Below are 634 nucleotides of genomic sequence, written 5' to 3'. Positions count from 1 at the left end.
TCTTAATTTGGCTGCTGCGTTACCCGATTTTATCTCTGCTCAGCGCGCCAGAAACTGTTATGCCTATCATAGCTAGCTACTGGCCTTGGTGGCTACTGAGCTCATGGGCTGGTGCAGTCCTTTATTTTTACTACAGTATTTGTCGTGCCAATGGCAACACTATGCTTCCGGGCACGATGATGATGGTGACAAGTGGTGTGAACTTGGTATTAGACCCGCTGTTCATTTTCACGCTCGATCTCGGCATTAATGGGGCAGCGTTGGCAACCTTAGTTGCATTTGGGTTTGGTATCCTTGTCGTTGCGCCAAGAGTGAAGCGCAACCACTGGGCTACAACGCAATGGCAAGATCTGAATGTGATGAAAAGCGTCACTTCGATAGGTAACATCATGGGGCCAGCCATGGTCAGTCAATTGCTGCCGCCGCTCTCTTCAATGTTAGCGACCAAGTTGCTTGCCAGCTTTGGAACTGCCGCAGTCGCTGCTTGGGCGCTAGGCTCACGTTACGAGTTTTTTGCCATTGTGTCTGTATTGGCACTGACCATGTCGATGCCTCCAATGGTGGGGCGCTTGTTAGGCGCAAAGAACTATCGAGACATTCAATCTCTGGTTGGAATAGCGGTTAAGTTCATTCA

Annotated in this window: 1 protein-coding gene; it reads left to right on the top strand. The window is 49.7% G+C overall.

Annotated elements, in window-relative coordinates; all coding sequences use genetic code 11:
* Positions 1 to 634, top strand: a 634-nt coding sequence (locus R7Q48_RS28410; protein ID WP_318133671.1) for an MATE family efflux transporter, incomplete at both ends; no start/stop codon positions are given.

The organism is Vibrio sp. 378 (assembly GCF_033339435.1).
This window is presented reverse-complemented; position numbering and strand designations above follow the sequence as displayed.